Origin of the sequence: Kosakonia cowanii JCM 10956 = DSM 18146, from assembly GCF_001975225.1 — a bacterium.
GTDB lineage: Bacteria > Pseudomonadota > Gammaproteobacteria > Enterobacterales > Enterobacteriaceae > Kosakonia > Kosakonia cowanii.
In genome coordinates this window covers 1934412-1960659 of record NZ_CP019445.1, presented here as the reverse complement: position 1 = coordinate 1960659, position 26248 = coordinate 1934412, and the positions used below count along the sequence as shown (strand labels likewise).

23 protein-coding genes are annotated in these 26248 nt (G+C 57.7%); 17 read left to right on the top strand and 6 right to left on the bottom strand.

Going from position 1 to position 26248, the window contains the following annotated elements; translation table 11 throughout:
- Positions 1-117: 117 nt before the first annotated feature.
- Positions 118-1614, top strand: coding sequence for an inorganic phosphate transporter PitA (gene pitA, locus BWI95_RS09055; RefSeq protein WP_023481972.1), 1497 nt, complete (start codon positions 118-120; stop codon positions 1612-1614).
- Positions 1615-2332: 718 nt separating this feature from the next.
- On the opposite strand, the gene uspB is transcribed toward pitA, so the two are convergent.
- A complete protein-coding gene (uspB, locus tag BWI95_RS09050) occupies positions 2333-2668 on the bottom strand; it encodes a universal stress protein UspB (protein WP_023481978.1) in 336 nt (111 codons plus the stop codon).
- A 453-nt stretch (positions 2669-3121) separates the two neighbouring features.
- On the opposite strand from uspB, the gene uspA reads away from it, so the two are divergent.
- The gene (gene uspA, locus BWI95_RS09045; protein WP_023482018.1) at positions 3122-3559 is read left to right on the top strand and encodes a universal stress protein UspA; all 438 of its coding nucleotides are present in this window, start codon (positions 3122-3124) and stop codon (positions 3557-3559) included.
- 65 nt (positions 3560-3624) lie between these two features.
- On the opposite strand, the gene rsmJ is transcribed toward uspA, so the two are convergent.
- Positions 3625-4377: a 16S rRNA (guanine(1516)-N(2))-methyltransferase RsmJ gene (gene rsmJ / locus BWI95_RS09040; protein WP_054802668.1), complete on the bottom strand. Its 753-nt coding sequence runs from the start codon at positions 4375-4377 to the stop codon at positions 3625-3627.
- Between the two features lie 3 nt (positions 4378-4380).
- The gene (gene prlC / locus BWI95_RS09035) at positions 4381-6423 is read right to left on the bottom strand and encodes an oligopeptidase A (protein WP_023482076.1); all 2043 of its coding nucleotides are present in this window, start codon (positions 6421-6423) and stop codon (positions 4381-4383) included.
- Positions 6424-6603: 180 nt separating this feature from the next.
- On the opposite strand from prlC, the gene BWI95_RS09030 reads away from it, so the two are divergent.
- The 9 genes from BWI95_RS09030 (at position 6604) to pqqF (ending at position 15431) form a co-directional block, all read left to right on the top strand.
- Positions 6604-7446 (top strand): 23S rRNA (adenine(2030)-N(6))-methyltransferase RlmJ, encoded by an 843-nt coding sequence (locus tag BWI95_RS09030; protein ID WP_054802669.1) that lies wholly within the window; start codon positions 6604-6606, stop codon positions 7444-7446.
- 84 nt (positions 7447-7530) lie between these two features.
- The gene (gorA, locus tag BWI95_RS09025) at positions 7531-8883 is read left to right on the top strand and encodes a glutathione-disulfide reductase (protein WP_054802670.1); all 1353 of its coding nucleotides are present in this window, start codon (positions 7531-7533) and stop codon (positions 8881-8883) included.
- A 55-nt stretch (positions 8884-8938) separates the two neighbouring features.
- The gene (locus BWI95_RS09020) at positions 8939-9979 is read left to right on the top strand and encodes a dipeptidase (protein WP_054802671.1); all 1041 of its coding nucleotides are present in this window, start codon (positions 8939-8941) and stop codon (positions 9977-9979) included.
- Between the two features lie 40 nt (positions 9980-10019).
- Positions 10020-10091, top strand: a complete 72-nt coding sequence (pqqA, locus tag BWI95_RS09015) for a pyrroloquinoline quinone precursor peptide PqqA (protein ID WP_071789594.1) — start codon at positions 10020-10022, stop codon at positions 10089-10091.
- A gap of 56 nt (positions 10092-10147) precedes the next feature.
- On the top strand, positions 10148-11059 hold the full coding sequence (gene pqqB, locus BWI95_RS09010; RefSeq protein WP_054802672.1) for a pyrroloquinoline quinone biosynthesis protein PqqB: 912 nt from the start codon (positions 10148-10150) through the stop codon (positions 11057-11059).
- 8 nt (positions 11060-11067) lie between these two features.
- Positions 11068-11823 carry a pyrroloquinoline-quinone synthase PqqC gene (pqqC, locus tag BWI95_RS09005; RefSeq protein ID WP_076769366.1) on the top strand — a complete coding sequence of 252 codons (756 nt, stop codon included), beginning with the start codon at positions 11068-11070 and terminating at the stop codon, positions 11821-11823.
- A complete protein-coding gene (gene pqqD, locus BWI95_RS09000; protein WP_076769365.1) occupies positions 11823-12101 on the top strand; it encodes a pyrroloquinoline quinone biosynthesis peptide chaperone PqqD in 279 nt (92 codons plus the stop codon). Before pqqC ends, pqqD begins: the two co-directional genes overlap by 1 nt.
- On the top strand, positions 12094-13227 hold the full coding sequence (pqqE, locus tag BWI95_RS08995) for a pyrroloquinoline quinone biosynthesis protein PqqE (RefSeq protein WP_076769364.1): 1134 nt from the start codon (positions 12094-12096) through the stop codon (positions 13225-13227). The genes pqqD and pqqE overlap by 8 nt, the downstream gene beginning before the upstream one ends.
- 2 nt (positions 13228-13229) lie before the next feature.
- Positions 13230-15431 (top strand): pyrroloquinoline quinone biosynthesis protein PqqF, encoded by a 2202-nt coding sequence (gene pqqF / locus BWI95_RS08990; protein ID WP_076769363.1) that lies wholly within the window; start codon positions 13230-13232, stop codon positions 15429-15431.
- Positions 15432-15645: 214 nt separating this feature from the next.
- On the opposite strand, the gene BWI95_RS08985 is transcribed toward pqqF, so the two are convergent.
- On the bottom strand, positions 15646-16539 hold the full coding sequence (locus BWI95_RS08985) for a LysR family transcriptional regulator (RefSeq protein ID WP_076769362.1): 894 nt from the start codon (positions 16537-16539) through the stop codon (positions 15646-15648).
- Between the two features lie 131 nt (positions 16540-16670).
- On the opposite strand from BWI95_RS08985, the gene aguB reads away from it, so the two are divergent.
- The 3 genes from aguB (at position 16671) to BWI95_RS08970 (ending at position 20728) form a co-directional block, all read left to right on the top strand.
- On the top strand, positions 16671-17558 hold the full coding sequence (gene aguB / locus BWI95_RS08980) for an N-carbamoylputrescine amidase (RefSeq protein WP_023481996.1): 888 nt from the start codon (positions 16671-16673) through the stop codon (positions 17556-17558).
- Complete coding sequence (gene aguA / locus BWI95_RS08975) at positions 17558-18640, top strand: agmatine deiminase (RefSeq protein WP_054802674.1); 1083 nt, start codon at positions 17558-17560, stop codon at positions 18638-18640. The genes aguB and aguA overlap by 1 nt, the downstream gene beginning before the upstream one ends.
- Positions 18641-19048: 408 nt before the next feature.
- Positions 19049-20728 (top strand): alpha,alpha-trehalase, encoded by a 1680-nt coding sequence (locus tag BWI95_RS08970; protein ID WP_054802675.1) that lies wholly within the window; start codon positions 19049-19051, stop codon positions 20726-20728.
- Between the two features lie 102 nt (positions 20729-20830).
- On the opposite strand, the gene BWI95_RS08965 is transcribed toward BWI95_RS08970, so the two are convergent.
- Positions 20831-22423 (bottom strand): STY4199 family HEPN domain-containing protein, encoded by a 1593-nt coding sequence (locus BWI95_RS08965; RefSeq protein WP_054802676.1) that lies wholly within the window; start codon positions 22421-22423, stop codon positions 20831-20833.
- A gap of 276 nt (positions 22424-22699) precedes the next feature.
- Here BWI95_RS08965 and BWI95_RS08960 point away from each other — a divergent pair, with 276 nt between their 5' ends.
- A complete protein-coding gene (locus BWI95_RS08960; RefSeq protein ID WP_076769361.1) occupies positions 22700-23098 on the top strand; it encodes a YdeI family stress tolerance OB fold protein in 399 nt (132 codons plus the stop codon).
- 42 nt (positions 23099-23140) lie between these two features.
- On the opposite strand, the gene BWI95_RS08955 is transcribed toward BWI95_RS08960, so the two are convergent.
- Positions 23141-23899, bottom strand: coding sequence for an SDR family NAD(P)-dependent oxidoreductase (locus BWI95_RS08955; RefSeq protein WP_054802739.1), 759 nt, complete (start codon positions 23897-23899; stop codon positions 23141-23143).
- Positions 23900-24017: 118 nt separating this feature from the next.
- On the opposite strand from BWI95_RS08955, the gene BWI95_RS08950 reads away from it, so the two are divergent.
- Both BWI95_RS08950 and yhjD read left to right on the top strand, forming a co-directional pair.
- Entirely contained in the window at positions 24018-24920 is a 903-nt protein-coding gene (locus tag BWI95_RS08950; RefSeq protein ID WP_054802677.1) for a LysR family transcriptional regulator, read from the top strand.
- A gap of 49 nt (positions 24921-24969) precedes the next feature.
- A complete protein-coding gene (yhjD, locus tag BWI95_RS08945) occupies positions 24970-26013 on the top strand; it encodes an inner membrane protein YhjD (RefSeq protein WP_054802678.1) in 1044 nt (347 codons plus the stop codon).
- Positions 26014-26248: the final 235 nt, after the last annotated feature.

Here is a 26248-nt window from a genome sequence, read left to right as displayed (position 1 = left end):
AAAATTCAGCGGAATGTAAGCGATGATGTCAAAAAAAGTCGATATTTCACTTTGCCCATACCGCCAATGTCCCTGATAATGCGCGGCGTTCGTGTCCCCAAAATGGCTTAACGACCTATGGTACATTTGTTTGCCGGCCTGGATCTCCACACCGGGCTACTCCTCGTGCTTGCACTGGTTTTTGTTCTGTTTTACGAGGCCATTAACGGCTTCCACGACACAGCGAATGCCGTTGCAACCGTGATTTATACACGCGCTATGCGTTCTCAGCTGGCGGTTGTGATGGCGGCAGTGTTTAACTTCTTCGGCGTTTTGCTGGGTGGGTTAAGCGTTGCGTATGCCATTGTGCATATGTTGCCAACCGATCTGTTGCTGAATGTTAGCTCCGCACACGGCCTGGCGATGGTCTTTTCCATGCTGCTGGCTGCCATTATCTGGAACCTCGGCACCTGGTATCTGGGCCTGCCTGCTTCCAGTTCTCACACCCTGATTGGCGCAATTATCGGTATTGGTTTAACCAATGCACTGATGACCGGCACTTCGGTGGTCGACGCGCTGAACATCCCGAAAGTGCTGAATATCTTTGGTTCGCTGATCGTTTCACCGATCGTCGGCCTGGTATTTGCCGGTGGATTGGTGTTCCTGCTGCGTCGCTACTGGAGCAGCACCAAAAAACGTGCGCGCATCCATATGACGCCTGCGGAACGTGAGAAGATCGACGGCAAGAAAAAGCCGCCTTTCTGGACGCGTATCGCACTGATCCTCTCTGCTATCGGCGTCAGCTTCTCTCATGGGGCAAACGACGGTCAGAAAGGTATCGGCCTGATTATGCTGGTGCTGATCGGCGTCGCGCCGGCGGGCTTCGTGGTCAATATGAACGCCTCCGGTTACGACATCACCCGTACGCGGGACGCCGTCAACAACGTGGAAACCTACTTCCAGCAACATCCGGCGCTGCTGCAAAAAGCGACCGGTGTCGATCCGCTGATCCCAACGCCGGAAGAAGTAGCCACTAAACCTGGCGAGTTTCACTGCCACGCGGGCCGCGCTATCACTGCGCTGGACCGTGCGAAAGCGATGCTCACCGGCATTGAAAACTACGACCAGATCCCGCTGGAACAGCGCGGACAGCTGCGCCGGATTATGCTCTGCCTCTCCGATATCACGGATAAAGTGGCGAAGCAGCCGGAGATCGGTGCCGACGATCAGCGTCTGCTGAAGAAACTGAAAGGCGATATGCTCAGCACCATCGAGTACGCGCCAATCTGGATCATCATGGCGGTCGCGCTGGCACTGGGTCTGGGGACGATGATTGGCTGGCGTCGTGTTGCCACTACCATCGGCGAGAAGATCGGTAAGAAAGGCATGACCTACGCTCAGGGGATGTCCGCGCAGATGACCGCAGCGGTGTCGATTGGTCTGGCGAGCTATACCGGGATGCCGGTCTCAACCACCCACGTGCTCTCTTCGTCCGTAGCCGGTACGATGATTGTCGACGGCGGCGGTCTGCAGCGTAAAACCGTGACCAACATTCTGATGGCCTGGATCTTCACGCTGCCGGCGTCGATTATCCTCTCCGGCGGTCTGTACTGGATTGCGCTGAAGCTTATTTAACCTAAGCCTCAGAGAGACAAAAAACGGGTCAGGAAACTGACCCGTTTTTTTATTGCCGGAACCGTGCACATTGCCGGATGGCGGCTTTCGCCTTATCCGGCCTACGAGAAAGCTCAGCCCGGTCCCCGTAGAACTGATAAGCGCAGCGCTATCAGGCATTTGTTGAAACCGTGCACATTGCCGGATGGCGGCTGGCGCCTTATCCGGCCTACGCGAAAGCTCAGCCCGGTCACCCGTAGGCCTGATAAGCGCAGCGCCATCAGGCAGTTGCCGGAACCGTGCTGATTGCCGGATGGCGGCTTTCGCCTTATCCGGCCTACGCCGAAAGCTCATTCAGGTAACCCGTAGGCCTGATAAGCGTAGCGCCATCAGGCAGTTGCCGGAACCGTGCTGATTGCCGGATGGCGGCTTTCGCCTTATCCGGCCTACGCGGAAAGCTCAGCCCGGTAACCCGTAGGCCTGATAAGCGTAGCGCCATCAGGCAGTTGCCGAAACTGTGCACATTGCCGGGTGGCGGCTGACGCCTTATCCGGCCTACGCCGAAAGCTCATTCAGGTAACCCGTAGGCCTGATAAGCGCAGCGCCATCAGGCAGTTGCCGAAACTGTGCACATTGCCGGATGGCGGCTTTCGCCTTATCCGGCCTACGCGGAAAGCTCATTCCGGTAACCCGTAGGCCTGATAAGCGCAGCGCCATCAGGCATTTATCAAAACAGCGCTCAGTGCCAAATCATCAGCCCAATCAGGCTCAGCACCACCAGCCCGCATAACGAACTGGTCAAAATAAACAGGTGACGCACCCGCTCGCAGCGGCGGATAAACTCATCGTCATGGTGATCGCGGTAACGTTGAGCGTAGATGTACCACACCAGCCGCATCTGCTTGCTCGGCTGACCGTGGGCGGTAAAGAACCCACCGCCATCGACATATTGATACAGCAAGGGATCACACCCGCGAAGTACCACCAACAGGGCGCGCAGCGATGAGTAATAACGCGCCATGTTCACTACACACACCACACACAAAGCCCAAAACAGCGCAACAGTGCTGATCACCATATCCCCTCCCCGGCGAGAGCCCACAGAGTTTCACTCCAGCGCTCACGCTCCTGAAAACCCCACTAAGGTAGACAACAAAGAGTGTAACCAAGGCTCCGGACGGACCACAACGAAGGCGATGTTCCGTAGTTGACCTCGCGCAAAGCATCAGGACAACTTCGGGACACCGTCTCTCTCTTCCGTACGGTTTCTTAATAGTGTAGGAGATAGCGCTCTTTTTTTGCCACAAGCGAACGCATATCCCTGCATCTCGCTGTAAATATTACGTAAGTGAATCGTGATCCAGGTTGATTGACGGTGCTGTTAGAGCGTTATAAGGTAGGAATCATTTTGAATGCGACCTGAAAAGTCGGGCGCAACGCTCACGTACAACGCAGGATGCGAGCGCAGCGCAACCCCATCAGGGTTTCACCCGGATGGCCATCGACAACTTATGGAAGGAGTAACATTATGGCTTACAAACACATCCTTATCGCCGTCGATCTCTCCCCTGAAAGCAAGCTGCTGGTTGATAAAGCCGTCTCTATGGCGCGCCCTTACAACGCAAAGATTTCACTGATTCATGTCGATGTGAACTACTCCGATCTCTACACCGGCCTTATCGACGTTAACCTCGGCGATATGCAAAAGCGCATCTCCGACGAAACGCACCATGCGCTGACGGAGCTCTCCACCAACGCCGGCTATCCGATTACCGAAACCCTGAGCGGCAGCGGCGATCTGGGCCAGGTGCTGGTCGATGCGATCAAAAAATATGATATGGATTTGGTGGTGTGCGGCCATCATCAGGACTTCTGGAGCAAACTGATGTCCTCTGCGCGCCAGCTGATTAACACCGTTCATGTGGATATGCTGATTGTCCCGCTGCGCGATGAAGAGGACGAATAATCGTTCGTTGACCTTTCGTCAGTAGCCTGAATACCGCCCGGTGCGCGCAACGCCACCGGGCTTTTTTATTCCCCGGAGCCGGGGTAGATATCGAAACGGTGGCTTTTGGTCACCACCGCAGATTGCGTAGCGACGCCTGCCAGCGGCGGCGCATAGTCGGGCCGTTTAACCACCACGCGTTTAATCGCTAACTGACGCGCAGGCTCCAGTAAGCCATCAGCATCAAGATCCGGGCCAACCAGCGACTGAAAGACCCGCATCTCCTTTTTCACCAGCGCGCTTTTCTGCTTGTGCGGAAACATCGGATCGAGATAGACCACCTGCGGGCGCGGGGTAATATCCGCCAGCCCGGAAAGGCTTGAAGCGTGAATAAGCGTTAACCGGTCGCGTAGCCACGGGCCGACTTCTGCATCTGCATAGCCGCGCTGCAGACCATCCTCCAGCAGAGCGGCAACCACCGGGTTGCGCTCCAGCATGCGCACCCGGCAGCCAACGGAAGCGAGCACAAAGGCGTCGCGCCCAAGCCCGGCAGTCGCATCCACTACCTCCGGCAGATAGCTGCCTTTAATGCCGACCGCTTTCGCCACCGCTTCGCCGCGACCACCACCAAACTTGCGCCGGTGCGCCATCGCGCCTGCGACAAAATCGACAAAGATACCGCCGAGTTTCGGTTCATCGCGTTTACGCAGCTCAAGATGGGTTGGCGTGCGAACCAGCGCCATCAGGTTGTCGTCATCCGGCTCCAGCCCAAAGCGGGCGATAAGATCGGATAAGGCACCGTCTCCGGTGCCTGTTTCATCCACTAAGCAGATCTTCAAGTGTTAGCCTTCGATACCATAATGCTCAAGCATCGCGTCAATCTGCGGCTCGCGGCCACGGAAGCGTTTGAACAGCTCCATCGGCTCTTCTGAACCGCCGCGCGTCAGGATGTTATCGAGGAATGACTGCCCGGTTTCGCGGTTGAAAATCCCCTCCTCCTCAAAGCGGGAGTAGGCATCCGCTGCCAGCACATCGGCCCACAGGTAGCTGTAGTAACCTGCGGCGTAACCGCCTGCGAAGATGTGGCTGAAGGCGTGCGGGAAACGGCCCCACGACGGCCCAGGCATCACCGCCACCTGGCGTTTGATCTCAGCCAGGGTTTCGAGGATTTTCGCCCCCTCTTGCGGGTTGAATTCCGCATGCAGACGGAAGTCGAACAGGCCGAACTCCAGCTGGCGCAGGATAAACATCGCCGCCTGGTAGTTTTTCGCCGCCAGCATTTTATCCAGCAACTCCTGCGGCAGCGGCTCGCCGGTCTCAAAGTGACCGGAGATAAACGCCAGCGCCTCCGGCTCCCAGCACCAGTTCTCCATAAACTGGCTCGGCAGCTCAACCGCATCCCACGGCACACCGCTGATGCCCGCAACGCCTGCGGTTTCAACCCGCGTCAGCATATGGTGCAGGCCGTGACCAAACTCATGGAACAGGGTGATCACTTCATCATGGGTGAAGAGCGCCGGTTTGCCGCTCACCGGGCGGTTAAAGTTACAGGTGAGATAGGCGACCGGCTTTTGCAGCGTGCCATCAGCGCGGCGCATCTGGCCGACGCAATCATCCATCCACGCCCCGCCGCGTTTGTGCTCGCGGGCATAGAGATCGAGGTAGAAGCTGCCGCGCAGCTCGTTGTTTTCGTCATACAGTTCGAAGAAGCGCACTTCCGGGTGCCAGACATCGACATCGGTACGCTCTTTAGCGGTAATGCCGTAAATGCGTTTTACCACTTCGAACAGGCCGTTAACGGCGCGGTTTTCCGGGAAGTAAGGGCGCAGTTGCTCATCGCTGATGCTGTAGAGGTGCTGCTTCTGTTTTTCGCTGTAGTAGGCGATATCCCACGGTTGCAGATCGTCGACGCCAAACTCCGCTTTCGCAAAAGCACGCAGCTGCGCCAACTCTTTTTCGCCCTGCGGGCGCGCGCGTTTCGCCAGATCGGTTAAGAACTCCAGCACCTGCGCCGGGTTTTCCGCCATTTTGGTCGCCAGTGATTTATCCGCATAGCTCTCAAAGCCAAGCAGCTGCGCCAGTTCGTGACGCAGGGCGAGGATCTCTGCCATCACCGGGCTGTTATCCCATTTACCCGCGTTCGGCCCCTGATCGGAGGCGCGGGTGCTGTACGCGCGGTACATCTCTTCGCGCAGCGCCTGGTTGTCGCAGTAGGTCATCACCGGCAGGTAGCTCGGAATATCGAGGGTTAACAGATAGCCCTCTTGCTCTTTGGCTTCTGCCTGCGCTTTCGCCGCCGCTAAGGCGCTTTCCGGCATGCCGGAGAGTTCAGATTCGTCAGTAACCAGCTTGCTCCAGCCCATGGTGGCGTCGAGCACATTGTTGCTATAGAGGTTGCCCAGCTCAGAGAGGCGCGCGGCGATTTCGCCATAGCGTTTCTGCGTCTCTTTCGGCAGGCCGATGCCCGACAGTTTGAAGTCACGAAGGGCGTTATCGACCGACTTTTTCTCGGCAACGCTCAGTTCAGCGTAGTGGTCGCCGTCGCGCAGATCGCGATAGGCGTTATAGAGCCCTTCATGCTGGCCGACCCAGGTGCTGTACTCAGAGAGCAGCGGCAGGGTCTGTTCGTAAGCTTCACGCAGTTCCGGGCTGTTTTTTACGGAATTCAGGTGGCTGACGGGAGAGAAGAGACGACCCAGGCGGTCATCAACTTCCGCCAGCGGCTGGCAAAGATTGGCCCAGGTATAGGGGCCACCCTGCGCGACAACGCTCTCAACCGCGTTCCGGCAGTCGTCCAGCGCTTTCGTTACCGCAGGGACAACATGTTCAGGACGAATGTGGGAAAACGGCGGTAACTCGAAAGGCGTCAAAAGGGGGTTGGTCATATGCGCAGTCCTGTTGAAAAGGGTGTTTGATTAGCATGGGGCTAACTTATGGAGATTTCAATGCCGGAGGGTGCGCTTAAGCCGGGTATCGCTGCAATAAGCGGAGGGTTGAGCGGTAATCCGCCGCGATCTGCGATAGACTGTGCGAAATCTCGTTTAATTTCTGGAATCTCCAACGCTATGCTCAGTTATCGCCACAGCTTCCACGCGGGCAACCACGCCGACGTCCTCAAACACACCGTTCAGAGCCTGATCATCGAAGCGCTGAAAGAAAAAGAGAAACCGTTTCTCTATCTCGACACCCACGCCGGCGCGGGGCGTTATCAGCTCTCCGGCGAGCATGCGGAGCGCACCGGTGAATATATGGAAGGGATTGCGCGCATCTGGCAGCAGGACGATCTGCCCGCCGAGCTGGAACCCTATATGAATGTGGTGCGTCACTTTAACCGTGGCGAGCAGCTGCGTTACTACCCAGGCTCACCGCTGATCGCCCGCCAGCTGCTGCGCGAGCAGGACACATTGATGCTGACCGAGCTGCATCCGAGCGACTTCCCGCTGCTGCGCCAGGAGTTCCAGAAAGATGAACGCACTCGCGTGGCGCGCGCCGACGGCTACCAGCAGTTAAAAGCCAAACTGCCGCCGGTCTCCCGCCGTGGTCTGATCCTGATCGACCCGCCGTATGAGATCAAAACCGACTACCAGGCAGTGGTAAGCGGTATCAGCGAAGGCCACAAACGTTTCGCCACCGGCGTGTACGCCCTCTGGTATCCGGTTGTAATGCGCCAGCAGATCAAACGCATGCTGCGCGATCTGGAAGCGACCGGCATTCGCAACATCCTGCAAATCGAGCTGGGCGTGCGCCCGGACAGCGATCAACGCGGCATGACCGCCTCCGGCATGATCGTGATTAACCCGCCGTGGAAACTCGAAGCGCAAATGAACAACGTGCTGCCGTGGCTGCACAAGAAACTGGTCCCGGCCGGTACAGGCCATACGCTGGTAAACCAGGTAGTACCAGAGTAATCGCAGCCATCGGTGGCGCATTACGCCCGGCGCGTTACAATCGCGCCACGACTGTCGACTTCGTTCAGGATTAAGGAAACGACCATGAGCAAACATTATGACTACCTCGCCATCGGTGGCGGCAGCGGCGGTATCGCCTCGATCAACCGTGCCGCCATGTATGGTCAAAAATGCGCGCTGATCGAAGCTAAAGAGCTGGGCGGCACCTGCGTTAACGTCGGCTGCGTGCCGAAAAAGGTGATGTGGCATGCGGCGCAAATCGCCGAAGCGATCCATCTCTACGGCCCGGATTACGGTTTCGACACCACGGTGAATCACTTCGACTGGGGCAAACTGGTCGCCAGCCGCAGCGCCTACATTGACCGTATTCACACCTCTTATGACAACGTGCTGGGCAAAAATAATGTGGATGTGATCCGCGGCTTTGCGCGCTTTGTCGATGCCAAAACCGTGGAAGTGAACGGCGAGACGATCACCGCCGACCATATCCTGATCGCTACCGGCGGTCGTCCGAGCCACCCGTCGATTCCCGGCGCGGAATATGGCATTGATTCCGATGGCTTCTTCGCCCTGCCCGCGCTGCCGAAACGCGTGGCGGTGGTAGGCGCAGGCTATATCGCCGTTGAGCTAGCGGGCGTGATCAACGGCCTCGGTGCCGAAACGCACCTCTTTGTGCGTAAACACGCGCCGCTGCGCAGCTTCGATCCGATGATCACCGAGACGCTGGTGGAAGTGATGGCGGCAGAAGGCCCGAATCTGCACACCCACGCGGTGCCGACTGCGGTTATGAAAAATGGCGACGGCAGCCTGACGATCACGCTGGAAGATGGCCGTTCGCAGACCGTTGACTGCCTGATCTGGGCGATTGGCCGCGAACCGGAAACCGATAACTTCAACCTTGCCGCCACCGGTGTGAAAACCAACGACAAGGGCTATATCGAAGTGGATAAGTTCCAGAATACCAGCGTTCCCGGCATCTACGCGGTGGGCGATAACACCGGCGCGGTTGAGCTGACGCCGGTTGCCGTGGCCGCTGGCCGCCGCCTCTCCGAGCGCCTGTTTAATAACAAGCCGGACGAGCATCTGGACTACAGCAATATTCCGACCGTGGTCTTCAGCCACCCGCCAATCGGCACCGTTGGCTTAACCGAACCGCAGGCGCGCGAGCAGTATGGCGACGACCAGGTGAAGGTCTATAAATCCTCCTTTACCGCGATGTATACCGCCGTCACCTCTCACCGCCAGCCGTGCCGCATGAAGCTGGTCTGCGTCGGGCCAGAGGAGAAGATTGTCGGTATTCACGGCATCGGATCCGGAATGGATGAGATGTTGCAGGGCTTCGCCGTGGCGCTGAAGATGGGCGCGACCAAGAAGGACTTCGACAACACTGTCGCCATCCACCCAACGGCGGCGGAAGAGTTCGTCACCATGCGTTAATGCCCCACGCAAACTGGCCCCCGCGGCCAGTTTTGCTTTTACACAAGGTTTAAAGATGGCGGTGCAACTCCCCGTGTTTGATGGTCATAACGATCTGCTGCTGCGGTTATGGATGGAGCAGCCAGACACCTCTGTCGAACAGGTTTTCAGCGGCCTTAACGGCGGCCATCTCGATTTTCCCCGTATGCAGCGCGCCGGTTTTGCCGGCGGGCTGTTCGCCGTCTTTGTGCCTCCCGCGCGTTATATCGCAGAGATGCGCGGCATCACGCCCGATGCGGCGCAGGCGCTGCACGATCCGCTCCAGATCACCCACCAGCAGATCGATCTCTTCTACCGTATGGTCGACGCCTCCGAGGGCAGAATGCGCGTCTGCCACAGTGCGCAGGAGATTGCGCAGTGCCTGCAAGATGGCACCATTGCGCTGGTACTGCATATTGAAGGTGCCGACGCGCTCAACGCAGAGTTAGAGCCGCTTGATGCGCTGGTCGCTCGTGGCGTGCGCAGTATTGGGCCGTTCTGGAACCTGCCGAATGTGTTTGGCGAAGGGGTAAACGGCCGCTTTCCCGGTTCGCCGGATACCGGGCCAGGCCTGAGCGAGGCGGGCAAACGGCTTATCCACGCCTGCAACCAACGGCGGATTCTGATCGACCTCTCGCATATGAATGAACGGGCGTTCTGGGACACCGCTGCCCTCAGCAATGCGCCGTTAGTCGCCAGCCACTCCAATGCTCACGCCCTCTGTCCGCAGCCGCGCAACCTCACCGATGCTCAGCTGGAGGCGATTGCCGCCAGCGACGGGCTGGTGGGCGTTAACTTCGGTACCGCCTTCCTGCGCGAAGACGGCAAGCGCGACGCCCGCACCCCTTTACACAAAATTTTCCAACACATCGACTATCTGCTTACTAAACTTGGTGAGGATCGTGTAGCATTCGGCTCCGACTTTGACGGCATCGACCTGCCGGAAGAGTTGGGCGATGTCACGGGGCTACCGCGACTCATGGCCCTGCTGACATCGTCTGGCATCAGCCAGTCGTTGGCAGAGAAACTTGCCTGGCGCAACTGGCTGCGAGTTCTGAATATGACCTGGGGTAACTGAATCACGCGGGTTACCTCCTCTCATCCCAAGGAGTTACGCTATGTGGACTAAACCAACGTTCGTGGATCTGCGCTTAGGTCTGGAAGTCACTCTCTATATTTCCAACCGCTAAACGCGCCCGCCCGCCTTGCTGCGGGCTTCCTCTTTTTTGCTTACCGGTTTACACAGATGCTGATTACTGTTTTAGGTTCCGCAGCGGGCGGCGGCTTTCCCCAATGGAACTGCAACTGCCCGAACTGCGCGGGAGTGCGTAACGGCACAATGCAAACCTCAGCGCGCACGCAATCGTCGATTGCGATAAGCGATGACGGCAAAAATTGGGTGTTGTGCAACGCCTCGCCCGATATCAGCCAGCAATTACGCGCCACGCCGGCGCTGAACAGGCCAGAACAGCTGCGCGGTACCGCCATTGGCGCGATTATCCTGACCGACAGCCAGATTGATCACAGCGCGGGGCTGCTAAGCCTGCGCGAAGGGTGCCCACATCAGGTGTGGTGCACGCCGGAAGTGCATGATGATCTCAGTACCGGCTTTCCCGTCTTCCCGATGCTCAGCCACTGGAACGGCGGGCTGCAACATCACCCTGTTGAGCCGCTGGCGCGCTTCCAGGTGGCGGTTTGCCCGCAGTTGCACTTTACCGCTATCCCGCTGCTGAGCAATGCGCCGCCCTACTCGCCTTATCGCGATCGCCCGCTACCCGGGCACAACGTGGCGCTGTTTATTGAAGACAGCAACAGCGGGCAGAGCCTGCTTTACGCGCCGGGTCTCGGCGAGCCAGATGAGACGATTATGCCGTGGTTGCAGCGCGCCGACTGCCTGCTGATCGACGGCACGCTGTGGCGTGATAACGAGCTGAGCGCTACCGGCGTTGGCGGCCACAGCGGCAAAGCGATGGGTCACCTGGCGTTAGCCGAAGAGCAGGGTCTTGCATCTTTGCTCGCGACGCTGCCCGCCCGTCGCAAGATTTTAATTCATATTAACAATACCAACCCGATCCTGAATGAAGCCTCCCCGGAGCGAAAAAGCCTTGAGCAACAGGGGATTGAAGTGAGCTGGGACGGGATGGTTATCGCGCTATAAGAGGTTTCATGAGTGAAGCAATATGCCTGACGCCCGAGGAGTTTGAGGCCGCATTACGGGCGAAGGGTCAGTACTATCATATTCATCACCCTTATCACATCGCGATGCATAACGGTGAAGCGACGCGGGAGCAGATCCAGGGCTGGGTCGCCAACCGCTTCTACTACCAGACCAGCATTCCGCTGAAAGACGCGGCGATCATGGCCAACTGCCCGCATCCGGAAGTGCGCCGCCAGTGGGTGCAACGCATTCTCGATCACGATGGCGAGGGGGAAAGCGAAGGCGGCATCGAAGCGTGGCTGCGTCTTGGCGAAGCGGTGGGGTTAACCCGCGAAAGCCTGCTCTCGGAAGAGCGGGTGCTGCCGGGCGTGCGTTTCGCGGTGGATGCTTACGTCAACTTTGCCCGCCGCGCCTGCTGGCAAGAGGCGGCATGCAGCTCGCTGACCGAACTCTTCGCGCCGCAGATCCACCAGTCGCGCCTCGACAGCTGGCCGCAGCACTACACGTGGATTGAACCGCAGGGGTATGACTACTTCCGCAGCCGTCTCGGCCAGGCGCGACGCGATGTCGAGCACGGTTTGTCGCTGGCGCTGGAGTGGTGCGACACCGCCGAGAAGCAGCAGCGGATGCTCGACATCCTGCAATTTAAACTCGACATCCTCTGGAGCATGCTTGATGCGATGACCATGGCCTATAGCCTTCATCGCGCGCCCTATCACACCGTCACCGCAGACGCGGTGTGGCACACAAGGAGACTGGTGTAATGCACATTCAGGCACACCATATTCCCGCCTTCCGCCGGGGTTACCGCCTGCAGTGGGAAGCCGCTCAGGATTGCCATGTGATCCTCTACCCGGAAGGGATGGCGAAGCTGAACGACAGCGCCACGGCGATCCTCTCAGAAGTCGATGGCATTAAAAGTGTGGGCGAGATTATCGCCACGCTGGAGGCGCGTTTTCCCGACGCCGAAGAGCTAGCCGCCGACGTGCTCGATTTCCTGGCGCAGGCCTATGCACAGAAGTGGGTGATTTTCCGTGAGTGAGGCCGTCAAAAGCGTCAATCCGCCGCTCTGGCTGCTGGCGGAGCTGACCTATCGCTGCCCGCTACAGTGCCCCTACTGCTCCAACCCGCTCGACTTCTCGGCCCAGGAGCAGGAGCTGAGCACGGCGCAGTGGATTGAGGTATTTCGCCAGGCGCGGGCGATGGGCAGCGTGCAGCTCGGTTTTTCCGGCGGTGAGCCGCTGCTGCGCAAAGATTTGCCGGAGCTGATTGCCGCCGCGCGCGGGATGGGGTTCTACACCAATCTGATCACCTCCGGCATTGGCCTGAGCGAGAAGAAGCTGCACACCTTTGCCGATGCCGGGCTGGATCATATCCAGATCAGCTTCCAGGCCAGCGATCCTGAACTGAATGCCGCGCTGGCAGGCAACGAAAAAGCCTTTCACCAGAAGCTGGCGATGGCGAAAGCGGTTAAAGCGCTCGGCTACCCGATGGTGCTGAACTTCGTCTTGCACCGGCACAATATCGACCAGATCGACCGGATTATCGCCCTGGCGTTACAGCTGGAAGCCGATGACGTTGAACTGGCGACCTGCCAGTTTTACGGCTGGGCACAGCTTAACCGTGAAGGGCTGCTGCCGAGCCGCGAGCAGATTGCCCGCGCCGAAGCGGTGGTCAGCGACTACCGGGCGAAGATGGCGGAAAGCGGCAATCTGACCAACTTACTGTTTGTCACCCCGGACTACTATGAAGAGCGCCCGAAGGGCTGCATGGGCGGCTGGGGGGCGATCTTCTTAAGCGTGACGCCGGAAGGCACCGCGCTGCCGTGCCACAGCGCGCGCCAGCTGCCAGTGAAGTTCCCCTCAGTGCTGGAGCACTCGCTGGAGCACATCTGGTATGACTCCTTCGGCTTTAACCGCTATCGTGGCAATGACTGGATGCCGGAGCCGTGCCGCTCCTGCCCGGAGAAGGAGCAGGACTTTGGCGGCTGCCGCTGCCAGGCCTATATGCTGACCGGCGATGCAGCGAATGCCGACCCGGTATGCAGCAAGTCGCCGCATCACGGCACCATCCTCGCGGCACGCGAAGAGGCCAACCATAGCCGCATCGGCGTGCATGAACTGCGTTTTCGCAACCGCGTTAACTCGCAACTGATTGTCAAAGGCTAACCATGCAGACCCGACAGCTCCACCTCGACAATGGGTTGCACGTCACCCTGGTGCATCAACCCGACGCGCGCCAGGCGGCAGCGCTGTGGTGCGTCGATGCCGGCAGCCTGCAAGAGCCGCAGGGCTGGCCGGGGCTGGCGCATCTACTGGAGCATATGCTGTTTCGCGGCAGCCTCGGTTTTCCGCAGGCGCAGCGCCTAATCAGCTGGGTACCCTCGCAAGGCGGGCGGCTTAACGCCTCAACCCGGCTGGCGCAGACGGCCTACTTTTTTGAGGTGCCAGCTGACCTGCTGGAGCCGGGTCTGTTACGCCTTACCGATATGCTGGTGACACCGCAGCTTAATGAGAGCGAGATCCTCGCCGAAGCCTCGGTGATCGACGCAGAGTATCGCCTGTTACAGCACGATGCTGAAAAACGCCGTGAAGCCGCCCTGCTAAAAATGTTGGATGGTGATGGTCAGCTGGCGCGTTTTCGCATCGGCAATCACGCAAGCTTTGGCGACGAATCCGCCCCGCTTCAGCAGGCATTGCAGGCTTTCCACCAGCAGCACTATCACGCCGGGAACCTGCGCCTCTTTTTACAGGGGCCGCAAACGCTGGAGAATCTCGAAGCGCTGGCGCGCTGTAGCGCTGCGCCGCCTCCCTCTGCCAGAGAGGCCGATGCGTTAATGCCGCTCACCCTCGAACGGGGAGATTGCGCGCTGCATCAGCCGCGCGAAACCATGCTGGTGCTGAGCTTTACCCCTCCCGCCGCCGCCAGCGGCGCGCTGCGTCTGCTGGAAACCCTGCTGCTGGACGAAACCGCAGGCGGGTTGATGGATATCTGGCGCCAGCGCAACCTGGTGACAGCCATCAACTTGCAGGCCGATTGCCTGAATGCCGAAACCCTCTGGTTGCGGTTCACTTTTACGCTGCGCGATGAAACCGTCAGCCCCGCACAGGTTGAATCCCTCTTCTTCCGCTGGCTGGATGCCGTCAGCGCCCTGAGCGAGGCGCAGTGTCAGGCGCTCTGCAATTTTACGCAGCACGCGTTTATGCAGCTCGCACCGCTTGAAGCACTGCGCGCGCGCGCCATTGGCCTGCTGCCGCCCGATCCCGACGGCTGGCCTGCCTTGCTGGCCGCCATTACCCCGGCAAACGCCAGCCGGTTATGGGCCTCGCCTGAGGTGCGCGGAGAAACCGTTGAGAGCCAGGGCTTTACCCTGACGCTGGCGCCTTTCGTGCCGCAAGCGGCACACGATGAGCCGGTCTCGTTTACCCCCTTCCCGACGCCTGCGCCGCTGCATGCGCCTGCGCTCCCTTCAGCCTCTGCGCCGCTGGCGTGGCAACCGGCAGAGGGCGATGCTTCATTGCGGCTGCGACCACAGCCCACCACGGCGTTTAGTGATGAAACCGGCTGGTGGCTGGCATCACGCCTGCGCCCACTCAGTGCATGGGCAGCCCGCCAGGGCGGCGTGTTGACCGTGCAGCGTGAGCAGGGGATCTGGCAGCTTCACCTCTGCGGAGAGGCGCTGTTGATGCAGTCCCTTCTGGCGGAAATTAACCAGATTTTGCAGCGCGAGGATGCTAACGCCGGGGTGCAGGCGCGCCTTGCGCTGGCGCAGGAGACCGCCCGCGAGATGCAGGGCAGCGCCGTGCGCCGCCTGCTGGCGCAATTGCCGCGCGAACTGACAACGGCTGACATTCATCCCGCTCAACAAGCGTGGCAAGCGCATCTGGCGGGCGGCGACGCGGCGCTGCATCAGGCGCTCTCCCGCCTGTTAAGCACCTTTATCTTTCCTGTTGAGACCGAAACAGACGCACCGCCGCTTATCGCGGTCGGCAAGCACTTCACGCTCGATACGCAGGAGGAGGACAACGCGCTGCTGCTGTTCCTGCCGGTTGAAGAGGAGATTGAGGAGATGCAGGCGCTTGTCCAGCGCTATCAACCGCTCTTTTTCCACCAGATGCGTGTCGAGCGCAGCCTCGGCTACGTCGCCCAGTGCCAGTGGTACTACTGCGCGGATCGGCAAGGTGTGCTGGTAGTGATGCAGTCGCCGACTCACTCCCCGGATGCGCTACGCGAAGAGGCGCAAGGGTTCTTTGTGCAGCAGGCCAGCGCAACGCCCGGCCCGCAAGCCGAGTGGCTGGCGCAGCAGATGCCGAATGCCTGGCGCGGCACGAGCGGGAAAGCAGCGACTGGTGTCCAGAGGAACTCTTATTAGTACTAAAACGATTGGTAAATCTTTACGGGAGAAAGTTGTCTGCCTTATATTGCACCAGTTAGTTAAAGGCAGTCCCATTCCGGACAGAGCAACATTCAGTACCGGAAAATAAAAAAACCGACCTCACCAGTCGGTTTTTTTATGCCTTCGAAACGCAGAGTAAATGCATGTTTACTCTCTTTAATAACGCTTTCTCTTCAACCGCATACAGCATCTATATCCGCACCGTTTTTAATTCATCGATCAGCCACTGCAAGGCGGGTTGATAGTCATAGAGGCGGTGCGACAGCAGCAGTAAATCATATGAGGGCGCGCCTTCCGGCAGCGTCATGATGCGCAGCGGCAACATCTTTGCCAGCTCCTGGGCGATACGAAACGGGACGCACATTAAATACCCCGATGCCACCGCGACACGGCCGCCGACGGCGTAGCTTTGCACTACTGTTGCCAGCGGGCGGTAGAGGTGCTGCGATAAGAGCCAGTTGTCGATATGGTCCGCGCCGGAACTGACGGCGGGCAGGTGAATTTGCGCCTCGCTGACCAGATGGCGCATCGTCAGCTGATCCGGCAGATCGCTGCGCTCAAGCGAGGCGATGGCGACAAAGTGATCGGAGATAAGCCGATGCTTATTAAAGTAGTGAGGAATATGCTGCACATTTTCGACGCCGATAAACGCATCCAGCTGCCCGTTCTCCACACGTTCGACCTTGATCGTCTCCGAAAGGATATCCACCGAGAGCCGCACATTCGGCGCGATAGTTTTAAAGCGCGCGGTGAGCACTGGCATAAACATAAATTCGAAGTAGTCGACCGCGCCAATATAGAAGGTGTGCGCATCACGCGCCGGATCAAAGTGGCTTGGCCCGCGTGTGGCGGTATCGAGCTTGCTCAGCGCGCTCTCAATCACCGGGATCATCCGCGCCGCATAGGGCGTCGGCTCCATGCCGCTATGGGTGCGAATAAACATCTCATCTTTCAGTTGTTCACGCAGGCGGTTCAGCGCGTGGCTAAAGGCCGACTGGGACAAATTCGCCTTCTGCGCCGCGCGGGTAACGTTTTTCTCTTTCGCCAGAATAGGGATAAGGCGCAGCAAATTCAGATCGACCACAATTATGCATCCTGTTCATGTTTTCATGATAACAATACATTTTATTCATAACGCAGATCGTTGCTATAGTTTGCGCCACAATAAGTGCTGAAATTTTGCACTAACCGAACCGAGACCTACGGGAGATGTTTATGAGAAATGTAACTGTCGCCGCCACCCAAATGGCATGCACCTGGGATCTGGAGAAAAACGTACAGAACGCCGAGCGTCTGGTACGTGAAGCTCACCGCCAGGGCGCGCAGGTTATCCTGATTCAGGAGCTGTTCGCCGCGCCTTACTTCTGCATCGATCAGAGCCCGGAGCACTATGCGCTGGCGCAGGAAGTGGACAACAGCCCGCTTATCAAACATTTCTCTGCCCTGGCAAAAGAGCTGGAAGTGGTGCTGCCGCTGAGCCTGTTCGAAAAGAGCAACAACGCCTACTACAACTCGCTGGTGATGATTGATGCCGACGGCAGCGTGCTCGACACCTACCGTAAAACACACATCCCGAACGGCCCGGCGTACCAGGAAAAACAGTTCTTCATCCCTGGCGACACTGGTTTCAAAGTGTGGAACACCCGCTATGCGAAGATCGGCGTCGGTATCTGCTGGGATCAGTGGTTCCCGGAAACTGCTCGCTGCCTAGCTTTGCAGGGCGCGGAACTGATTTTCTACCCGACCGCTATCGGTTCAGAACCGGCTTACCCGGATATCGACAGCCAGCCGCACTGGACCCGCGTCCAGCAGGGCCACGCTGCCGCAAACGTTGTGCCGGTTATCGCCTCTAACCGTATCGGTACCGAAGCCAGCAAATATATTGAAGGCCTGGAAATGACCTTCTACGGCTCCTCTTTTATTGCCGATCAGACCGGTGCGCTGGTTGAGCAGGCAAACAAAACCAGCGAAGCCGTGCTGGTTCACACGTTCGATCTCGATGCGATTGCCGCACAGCGCGCCTCCTGGGGCCTGTTCCGCGACCGCCGTCCGAACATGTACACCGCGCTGGCAACCTCCGATGGCAGCGTAAGGAGCAAGTAATGTCACAGCTGACCATGCCGGTGAAAGACGGATTCAGCATGCCCGCCGAGTGGGCGCCACATCAGGCCGTGTGGATGATTTGGCCCTACCGTACGGATAACTGGCGTGCCGACGCCGCGCCCGCGCAGCAGGCTTTCTCTGCGGTGGCAAAAGCGATCTCCCGTACCACGCCAGTGATCATGGGCGTGCCGGCAGCGGAAATGGCGAAAGCGCGGGCAACAATGCCCGCCGACGTCACGCTGGTGGAGATGGAGAGCGACGATGCCTGGATGCGTGATACCGGCCCGACGGTCGTGACTAACGCTGCCGGCGAAAAACGCGGTATTAGCTGGACATTTAACGCCTGGGGCGGCCTTAACGGCGGTCTCTACGCCAGCTGGGATCGCGATCAGTTAGTGGCAGAACAGGTAGCAAACTACCACCAGATGCCGTGCTACCACACGGACCTGGTGCTGGAAGGCGGCTCGATTCACGTTGATGGCGAAGGCACCCTGCTGACCACCGAGGAGTGTCTGCTTAACGCGAACCGCAACCCGGACCTGAGCAAAGCGCAGATTGAGCAGCAACTGCGCGACTACCTTGGCGTATCGCAGATCATCTGGCTGCCGGACGGCGTGTTTAACGATGAGACCGACGGTCATATCGATAACATGTGCTGCTTTGTGCGCCCGGGCGAAGTGGCTCTGCACTGGACCGATGATGAAAACGATCCGCAGTACGCACGCTCCATGGCAGCGCTTGACGTGCTGCAAAGCGTGGAAGATGCGCAGGGTCGTCGCCTGAAAGTGTGGAAAGTGCCCTCTCCGCAGCCGCTTTACGCCAGCGCGGAAGAGACGTGCGATGTTGAGAAAGGTACGGCGATTGAGCGTCACGAAGGCAACCGCCTCGCGGGCTCCTACGTTAACTATCTGGTCAGCAATCAGCAGATCATTTTCCCGCTGCTGGACCCGGCGACCGATGGCGCGGCGCAGGCGCTGTTTACCGAGATGTTCCCGGATTTCATTATCACCGGGGTGCCGGCTCGCGAGATCCTGCTCGGCGGCGGTAACATCCACTGCATCACGCAGCAAATCCCCCGCTAACACCCTTCCCGGCGGCCTCTGTCGCCGGGAGTTTTCACTCTTTCTCTCGCGCCGTATGGCGGGTATGCCGACCTTGCTCTAACGTAATAAGAGCGTATTCTGATTTCTTTCCCCAGCGATAAAATGAACGACCCTGTTCTGCGGTGGTCAACTGCGTAATACCGGGTTAATTCACAAATCGTTGCAAAACGAATGCTCCGAAATTTACCGCTACTTAAAGCACAGGAATAAGTGACTTATTCGTGCTTTATCAGCCAGTTGTGGATTTTTAGCTGCTGTAAGGCCGATTTTAAAACGTGATCATCCGCACACTTTGATCACCATAGATCGAAGCGAATGTCTAAGCTTTATAGATAGCCGGGCAACACCCGTAGTTTTTTACGACGACATCCGGAGGCCAACGTCACTATGTTCAACCAGAAACTACAAAGCGCAGAATTAATGGAATGGGTATTCGAAGATGAAACCTACGACACCGATCCGTGCGAGTTAAAACTGGATGAAATGATCGAGGCGGAACCGGAACCGGAGATGATTGAGGGGATGCCCGCATCTGATGCGCTCACGCCTGCCGATCGTTATCTGGAACTGTTTGAGCACGTGCAGTCCTCCCGCATCTTCGCCGACAGCAAAACCTTCCCTGACTGTGCGCCGAAGATGGATCCGCTCGATATCCTGATTCGCTATCGCAAAATTAAACGTAAACCGGAATTCAATTTACGCCAGTTCGTGAAGGCGCACTTCTGGATGCCGGAAAACTACGCCAAAGAGTATGTCTCCAACCCGGAAAACTCGCTGAAAGAGCATATCGACCAGCTGTGGCCGATCCTTACCCGTGAGCCGCGAGACCATATTCCATGGTCTTCACTGCTGGCGCTGCCGCAATCCTATATTGTGCCAGGCGGGCGTTTCCGTGAGACCTACTACTGGGACTCCTACTTCACCATGCTGGGGCTGGCAGAGAGCGGGCGCGACGACCTGCTGCGCTGTATGGCCGATAACTTCGCGTGGATGATTGAGCGTTACGGGCATATCCCTAACGGCAACCGTACCTACTACTTAAGCCGTTCCCAGCCGCCGGTCTTTGCGCTAATGGTTGAACTGTTTGAGGAAGATGGCGTGCGCGGCGCGCGACGCTACCTCGACCATCTGCTGATGGAGTATGACTTCTGGATGGATGGCGCGGAGTCGCTGGTGCTGAACCAGGCCTACCGCCACGTGGTGCGTATGCCGGACGGCTCGCTGCTTAACCGCTACTGGGATGACCGCGATACGCCGCGTGATGAATCGTGGATTGAAGACGTGGAGACCGCCCGTCACTCTGGTCGTCCGCCGAATGAGGTGTATCGTGACCTGCGTGCTGGTGCAGCTTCCGGCTGGGATTACTCCTCCCGCTGGCTGCGGGATGCGCACCGCCTGGCGAGCATCCGCACCACGCAGTTCATCCCGATCGATCTGAACGCGTTTATGTTTAAGCTCGAGAGCGCCATTGCCAACATCTCCGGGCTGAAAGGCGACCGGGAGCGTGAAGCGCTGTTCCGCCAGAAGGCGAGCGACCGCCGTGCGGCCATCAACCGCTATCTGTGGGATGACGAAAGTGGCTGCTTCCGCGATTACGACTGGCGTCGCGAGGAGATGGCGCTCTTCTCGGCTGCGAGCATTGTGCCGCTCTATGTCGGCATGGCGACTCATGAACAGGCTGAACGGCTGGCAGAAGCGGTCACCAACCGTCTGCTGACACCGGGCGGGATCCTGACAACAGAGTATGAAACTGCCGAGCAGTGGGATAAACCCAACGGCTGGGCACCGCTGCAGTGGATGGCGGTGCAGGGCTTTAAGCTCTACGGTAACGATGAGCTGGGCGACCAGATTGCCCGCAGCTGGCTGAAGACGGTGAATGTTTTCTATCATCAGCACCACAAGCTGATTGAGAAGTACCATATCGCCAGCAGCACGCCGCGCGAAGGTGGCGGCGGTGAGTATCCGTTGCAGGATGGTTTCGGCTGGACCAACGGCGTAGTACGCCGCTTGATTGGCCTCTACGGCGAGCCAAAAGTGGACGAGCCGGACGACAAGCCGCAAGAGTGATAATGCTGCACATTCCGTAGGCCTGATAAGGCGGAGCCGCCATCAGGCAGTGTTTGCCGGATGGCGCTAGCGCTTATCCGGCCTACGGGGTTTGAGCATTAATTAATCAATGGCGTTATAAATGGCGGTGTGCGTCTCTGCCCATTTACGGTTCTCATCGTTCGGACTGGCGTCATAGCGCAACTGTGCCTGCTCCATCTCATAACGCTGGCGATCGACCACCGGTTTGGTGGTACAAAACGCCTGCAGATAATTTTTGGTGATGGAGGTGAGCGGCTTATTGTTCGCCACCATCTCATGGGTCAGGGTGGTAATAAAACGCCGGCACGGGCGCTTCTCATCCATCTGTAACCGGTAGCGCAGCAGCAGATCGAGCACATCGTTGTAGTCCGAAATCACCGCATGTTCGGTCCAGGAGAGTTTCCAGTTCATGCCGGTACGCAAAAAGAGCGACACCACGCGAGTATCGTTGCGGTCGATAGCCGAGCGGAAGTTGTTCTCATCCCGCGGCAGCCCCATCGAGCTGAGCTCCTCTTTCGCCGACGGCTTCTGACGCTCTTCGGCAATGGGCACCGTAATATTAGTCTGACGTGCCGCCGGCGCGGAGACGCCGCCCATAAAGAGCCAGAAAGCGCCAATCGCAATCACCAAAGCGACGACGCCCACTGCGCCCCACAGCACGCCAGAGACCATCTGTTCACGCTCTTCGCGGCTGCGCACCTGGCGGGTCGCAGGTTTATCAATACTGTCGCGAATCGGTTGTGTATCGCCACCCGCCGCGCGATCCTTCTTGCGCGCCTGCTCCCAATAAGCATCCAGCTCACCTGCCGCCTCTTTCAGTAACGCAGCGGGGTTAATTTTGCCACGCCCCTCATCACAGGCGCGCTGTACTGGCCCGGCGATCTGCGGATAGTAGCCCTCAAGCATCGCTAACTGATTAGAACTCAGCGCATTGCCGGCGATGACGCTGGCGCGGATCTCGCGCACATCATCTAACAGGGTTTGCAGGGTTTTACGCGGTTCGACAAACAGGCTCAGGCCGGACGCATCGTTAAACAGGCTGGCGTAGCGCTGGCCGTACTCTTTTTTATCCACCAGCAGCAGCGCCAGCTCGCTAAACAGCATGCCGCTTAACACATCATTGCGGTCGCCGAGGCGCAGCCAGCGGCGCACGCGATCGGCGCCAAACTGGGTTTTCAGGTGATTGCGCAGACGCTCCGCATCGGGCCACGCCTGCATCACCAGCCCTTTCATCATCATCTCCATCGCGCGCAGGTGTTGCAGCCCGCTCTGCTGCTGGAGCGGATCGTTAGGGCCGAGCGCGGTGCTGTAGGTCAGCAACTTCTGCTTTTTACGCAGGTTCTCCAGCGCGGCGATAAAGCGCAGCGCGGCAATAAGCTGGTTTTCCGTGACGCTCTGACCGTTTTCATAGCGTGGCACCAGCTGTTGCAAGTGACGAAGCTGCAACGTGAACTGCGTTAACTCCGCATCGTTAAGTTTGAGTCTTTTCGCCACCGCTCCCCAACCACCCAAACTGAGGCGCGCAACATCAAGCTGTTCCAGAAACCAGCGCGGATCTTTTCCTTCATCAAAATGCACATTGAGCAGCAACAAAATTTCGACAGAAGCCTGGCGAATAATAGCGATGCATTTTTCAAACTGTTCACCTGTATTAACAGGGGCAGGAGTTGTCATTATTTTCCCTTAAGCACAACTTAAGACATATTGCGCTGACCCGGTCAGCGGGTAATTTTTTCTTTAGTTATTAGTCGTTAAAAGATAGCTCAGCGGCGGCTAATTATCAGTGATACCTGTTTCAGAATAATAAAAACAGCCCCAAATATTCACGATATTTATTTTTTTACGCGCGGCCATTTTTTTATAAGACCAGGAAAACAGATAAATCGCCTGTACAGTTGCCCGCTCTCTGCCAGGCTTAAAGTCGTGTACTGGTAACAATCAGGAGAAGTTATGAAAAAAATCGTGCTTTCCGCCTGCTTAGCAGCTCTCTTTTCGATGTCAGCATTTGCAGATGAGGCACCCGGCCTGAAAGCGGATAAAGCCCCGCCGCCGCCACATAAAATGGATGACGGTTACCGGGGCATTGAAGATGCGCGCAGCATGAACGTTAAACAGGCGAAGAGCCTGCATGACGGCGCTTCCGTCTCGCTGCGCGGCAATCTGCTGAAGAAAGAGGGGAACGATCTCTATCAGTTCCGCGATAAAACGGGCCATATCCAGGTGCAAATTCCGATGGCGGTGTTTGAAGGTAAATCCTTCTCACCGGACGATCTGGTGGGCATCAGCGGCTCGCTGGATAAAAAGCAGAAGCCCGTGCGCGTTAAAGTCACGCACTTCCAGGTGGAGTGAGTGGCCGCCCGGTAGCCTTCACGCTGCCGGGCGTTATGCGCATTACAGGAACATCCCGCCAGAGACCTCCACCCGCTGCGCCGTCATCCATGCCAGCTTATCGCTCAGCAAGGCAGCAATCGCATCGCCAATATCATCCGGCTGCCCAACCCGCCCGAGCGCCGTCTGCGAAGCGATATAGTGATGAACCTGCTCGTTGTCCCGCACCACGCCGCCGCTAAAATCAGTGGCAATCGCGCCTGGTGCGATGATATTTACCGCAATACCGCGCTCGCCCAGCTCTTTTGCCTGGTAGCGGGTCAGCACTTCCATTGCCCCTTTCACCGCCGCATAGCTGGCGCGTCCCGGCTGGCAAAAGCGCGTTAGCCCGGTGGAGACATTCAGAATGCGCCCGCCGTTTTTTATCAGCGGCAGCAGTTTCTGCGTCAGGAAAAAGGGGCCTTTAAAGTGGATGTTGACCATCTCGTCAAACTGCGCTTCACGCGTCTCGGCAAAAGCGGCCTGAATGCCGGTTCCGGCATTGTTCACTAAATAGTCAACGCTATCGCGCTGCCATACTGCTTGCAGCCGCTCCTGTACCTGCGAGACAAAATCATCAAATTGGCTGATATCGCCGACATTCAACGCTAATGCTGTTGCCTTACCGCCTTTTTGCTCAATCTCTTCCACGACTTTTTGCGCTTCAGCGTGGTTGGTGTTGTAGGTCAGGATGATGCCGATTCCACTCGCCGCCAGTTTCAATACCGCGTTTTTACCCAGCCCGCGGCTGCCACCCGTTACGATTGCGATTGGTTGTGTCATATAAACCCCTTTGTTGTTGATAACCTGCACAACAAAAAGCTTATTGGCTGCACTGTAAACAATAAAGATGCTAAATTACGCTTTACTGTTTCATAAATAACAACAATAGTGCACAGTGATGGATAAAATTTACGCAATGCAGCTTTTTGTCCGCGTCGCGGAGCTTTCCAGCTTCTCTAACGCGGCGGAGTCGATGGGGTTACCGAAAGGGAGCGTGTCGCGCCAGATTCAGGCGCTGGAAACGGAACTCGGCACGCAGTTGTTGCACCGCACCACGCGCCGCGTGCAGCTGACGCAGGATGGCATGGTCTATTACGAGCGGGCGAAAGATCTGTTGGCGAATATTGAGGAGCTGGACGGTATGTTCCTGCACGATCCCTCAAGTATCAGCGGGCGTTTGCGGGTGGATATGCCGGTCGCGGTGGCGAAAAATTTAGTGATCCCGCGGCTGCCCGATTTTTTGCAGCACTACCCCGGCATTGAACTGGAGCTGAGCAGCAGCGATCGGCTGGTGGATGTGATCCGCGAAGGGTTTGATTGCGTGGTGCGCGTCGGCACGCTGAAAGATTCCGGCCTGATTGCCCGCCAGCTTGGCAAGCTGTCGATGATTAACTGCGCCAGCCCCGATTATCTGGCGCGTTTTGGCTACCCGGAGTCGCTGGAGGATCTCTCCTCCCACGCGCTGGTGCATTACGCCGTCAACATTGGTGCGCGCCCGCAGGGCTTTGAAGTGTGGCTGGATAAGCAGACACGCTGGGTGAAAACCGGCGGTATTCTCACCGTCAATAGTACCGAAACGTACCACGCTGCCTGCGTGGCAGGGCTGGGCATTATTCAGGTGCCGCGCGTCGGCGTGCGCGAGGCGTTACGCAACGGAAAGCTGGTGGAGATCTTGCCGCAATATCGCGCCGAACCGATGCCGGTTTCGCTGATCTACCCGCACCGGCGCAACCTTTCGCGGCGCGTACATCTGTTTATGGAGTGGCTCTCAACCGTGCTGAAGGATTATGTCGACCAGTAGCGACTATAATTCTGCATACCACACATTCAGGAGAAGGAAATAAAACCTGATGAAAACGGAAGATGTCGAAAAACGTCCCACGCAAGACCTTGAGTATGAGCCTGTCAGGAAGATGGCAGAAACCCCGGAAAAGCCGGAAAAAGAGACCTCTGATAAAGATAGCGGGGCGATTGCCGCCGTGACCGATACGGCAAAGAAGATCCAGCGTAAACCGTTGGTGGCGCATCTTATTCGCGCTACAGAGCGCTTTAACGATCGGATGGGCAACCAGTTTGGCGCGGCGATTACCTACTTCTCCTTCCTGTCGATGATCCCCATCATGATGGTCTCGTTTGCCACCGCCGGGTTTATCCTCGCCTCGCATCCGACGTTATTGCAGGACATCTTCAATAAGATCCTGCAAAGCGTCAGCGACCCGACCATGGCGTCGACGCTGAAAAACACGCTGCATATTGCCGTGGAGCAGCGCACAACCGTCGGCATTGTCGGTTTTGCTATCGCGCTCTACTCCGGCGTGAACTGGATGGGCAACCTGCGGGAAGCGATTCGCGCCCAGTCGCGCGATGTCTGGGAGCGTAACGCGCAGGATGAAGAGAAGATCTGGGTAAAGTACTTCCGCGACTTTATCTCACTGATTGGCCTGCTGGTGGCGCTGGTGATCACCCTCTCCATCACCTCGGTGGCCGGGGCGGCGCAGGAGCTGATCATCTCCACGCTGCACCTTGATTACATCGACTGGCTGAAGCCAGCCTGGGGGCTGATTGGCCTGATGATTTCGGTGCTCGCCAACTACCTGCTCTTCTTCTGGATCTTCTGGCGGCTGCCGCGCCATCGTCCGCGCAAGCGCGCACTGATCCGCGGTACGTTTATCGCCGCCATTGGCTTTGAAGTGATCAAAATCGTTATGACCTGGACCCTGCCGTCGCTGGTGAAATCTCCCTCCGGCGCGGCATTTGGCTCGGTACTTGGTCTGATGGCGTTCTTCTACTTCTTCGCCCGCCTGACGCTTTTCTGCGCGGCGTGGATTGCCACCGCGCAGTATAAAGATGACCCACTGATGCCGGAAAGTCGCCGTCGTCGTACCGCTAAATAAGCTATCGGGCTGATAGATAGAATGAAAATATCAGCCCGATCCATAATTCCAGCATGAAAATCCAGTCCGTAACTTTAATTTAACCGAAAACCAGTTTTATCCACTAACTTCTAAAATGTGTGAAGCATTTCATAGATGTGAAATCACAGGTCTGAAAATTATTCGCTTTTTGCCGCTTTTTTGCCCGCCCGCCGGGTTTGTTACAGATTGAAATAACGCTTTTGCTGTGGCTAAT

Coding starts and splice junctions, on each gene's coding strand:
- pitA (WP_023481972.1), top strand. CDS start 118: ATGGTACATTTGTTTGCCGGCCTGGATCTCCACACCGGGCTACTCCTC.
- uspA (WP_023482018.1), top strand. CDS start 3,122: ATGGCTTACAAACACATCCTTATCGCCGTCGATCTCTCCCCTGAAAGC.
- prlC (WP_023482076.1), bottom strand. CDS start 6,423: ATGACCAACCCCCTTTTGACGCCTTTCGAGTTACCGCCGTTTTCCCAC.
- BWI95_RS09030 (WP_054802669.1), top strand. CDS start 6,604: ATGCTCAGTTATCGCCACAGCTTCCACGCGGGCAACCACGCCGACGTC.
- gorA (WP_054802670.1), top strand. CDS start 7,531: ATGAGCAAACATTATGACTACCTCGCCATCGGTGGCGGCAGCGGCGGT.
- BWI95_RS09020 (WP_054802671.1), top strand. CDS start 8,939: ATGGCGGTGCAACTCCCCGTGTTTGATGGTCATAACGATCTGCTGCTG.
- pqqB (WP_054802672.1), top strand. CDS start 10,148: ATGCTGATTACTGTTTTAGGTTCCGCAGCGGGCGGCGGCTTTCCCCAA.
- pqqC (WP_076769366.1), top strand. CDS start 11,068: ATGAGTGAAGCAATATGCCTGACGCCCGAGGAGTTTGAGGCCGCATTA.
- pqqD (WP_076769365.1), top strand. CDS start 11,823: ATGCACATTCAGGCACACCATATTCCCGCCTTCCGCCGGGGTTACCGC.
- pqqF (WP_076769363.1), top strand. CDS start 13,230: ATGCAGACCCGACAGCTCCACCTCGACAATGGGTTGCACGTCACCCTG.
- aguB (WP_023481996.1), top strand. CDS start 16,671: ATGAGAAATGTAACTGTCGCCGCCACCCAAATGGCATGCACCTGGGAT.
- aguA (WP_054802674.1), top strand. CDS start 17,558: ATGTCACAGCTGACCATGCCGGTGAAAGACGGATTCAGCATGCCCGCC.
- BWI95_RS08970 (WP_054802675.1), top strand. CDS start 19,049: ATGTTCAACCAGAAACTACAAAGCGCAGAATTAATGGAATGGGTATTC.
- BWI95_RS08965 (WP_054802676.1), bottom strand. CDS start 22,423: ATGACAACTCCTGCCCCTGTTAATACAGGTGAACAGTTTGAAAAATGC.
- BWI95_RS08960 (WP_076769361.1), top strand. CDS start 22,700: ATGAAAAAAATCGTGCTTTCCGCCTGCTTAGCAGCTCTCTTTTCGATG.
- BWI95_RS08955 (WP_054802739.1), bottom strand. CDS start 23,899: ATGACACAACCAATCGCAATCGTAACGGGTGGCAGCCGCGGGCTGGGT.
- BWI95_RS08950 (WP_054802677.1), top strand. CDS start 24,018: ATGGATAAAATTTACGCAATGCAGCTTTTTGTCCGCGTCGCGGAGCTT.
- yhjD (WP_054802678.1), top strand. CDS start 24,970: ATGAAAACGGAAGATGTCGAAAAACGTCCCACGCAAGACCTTGAGTAT.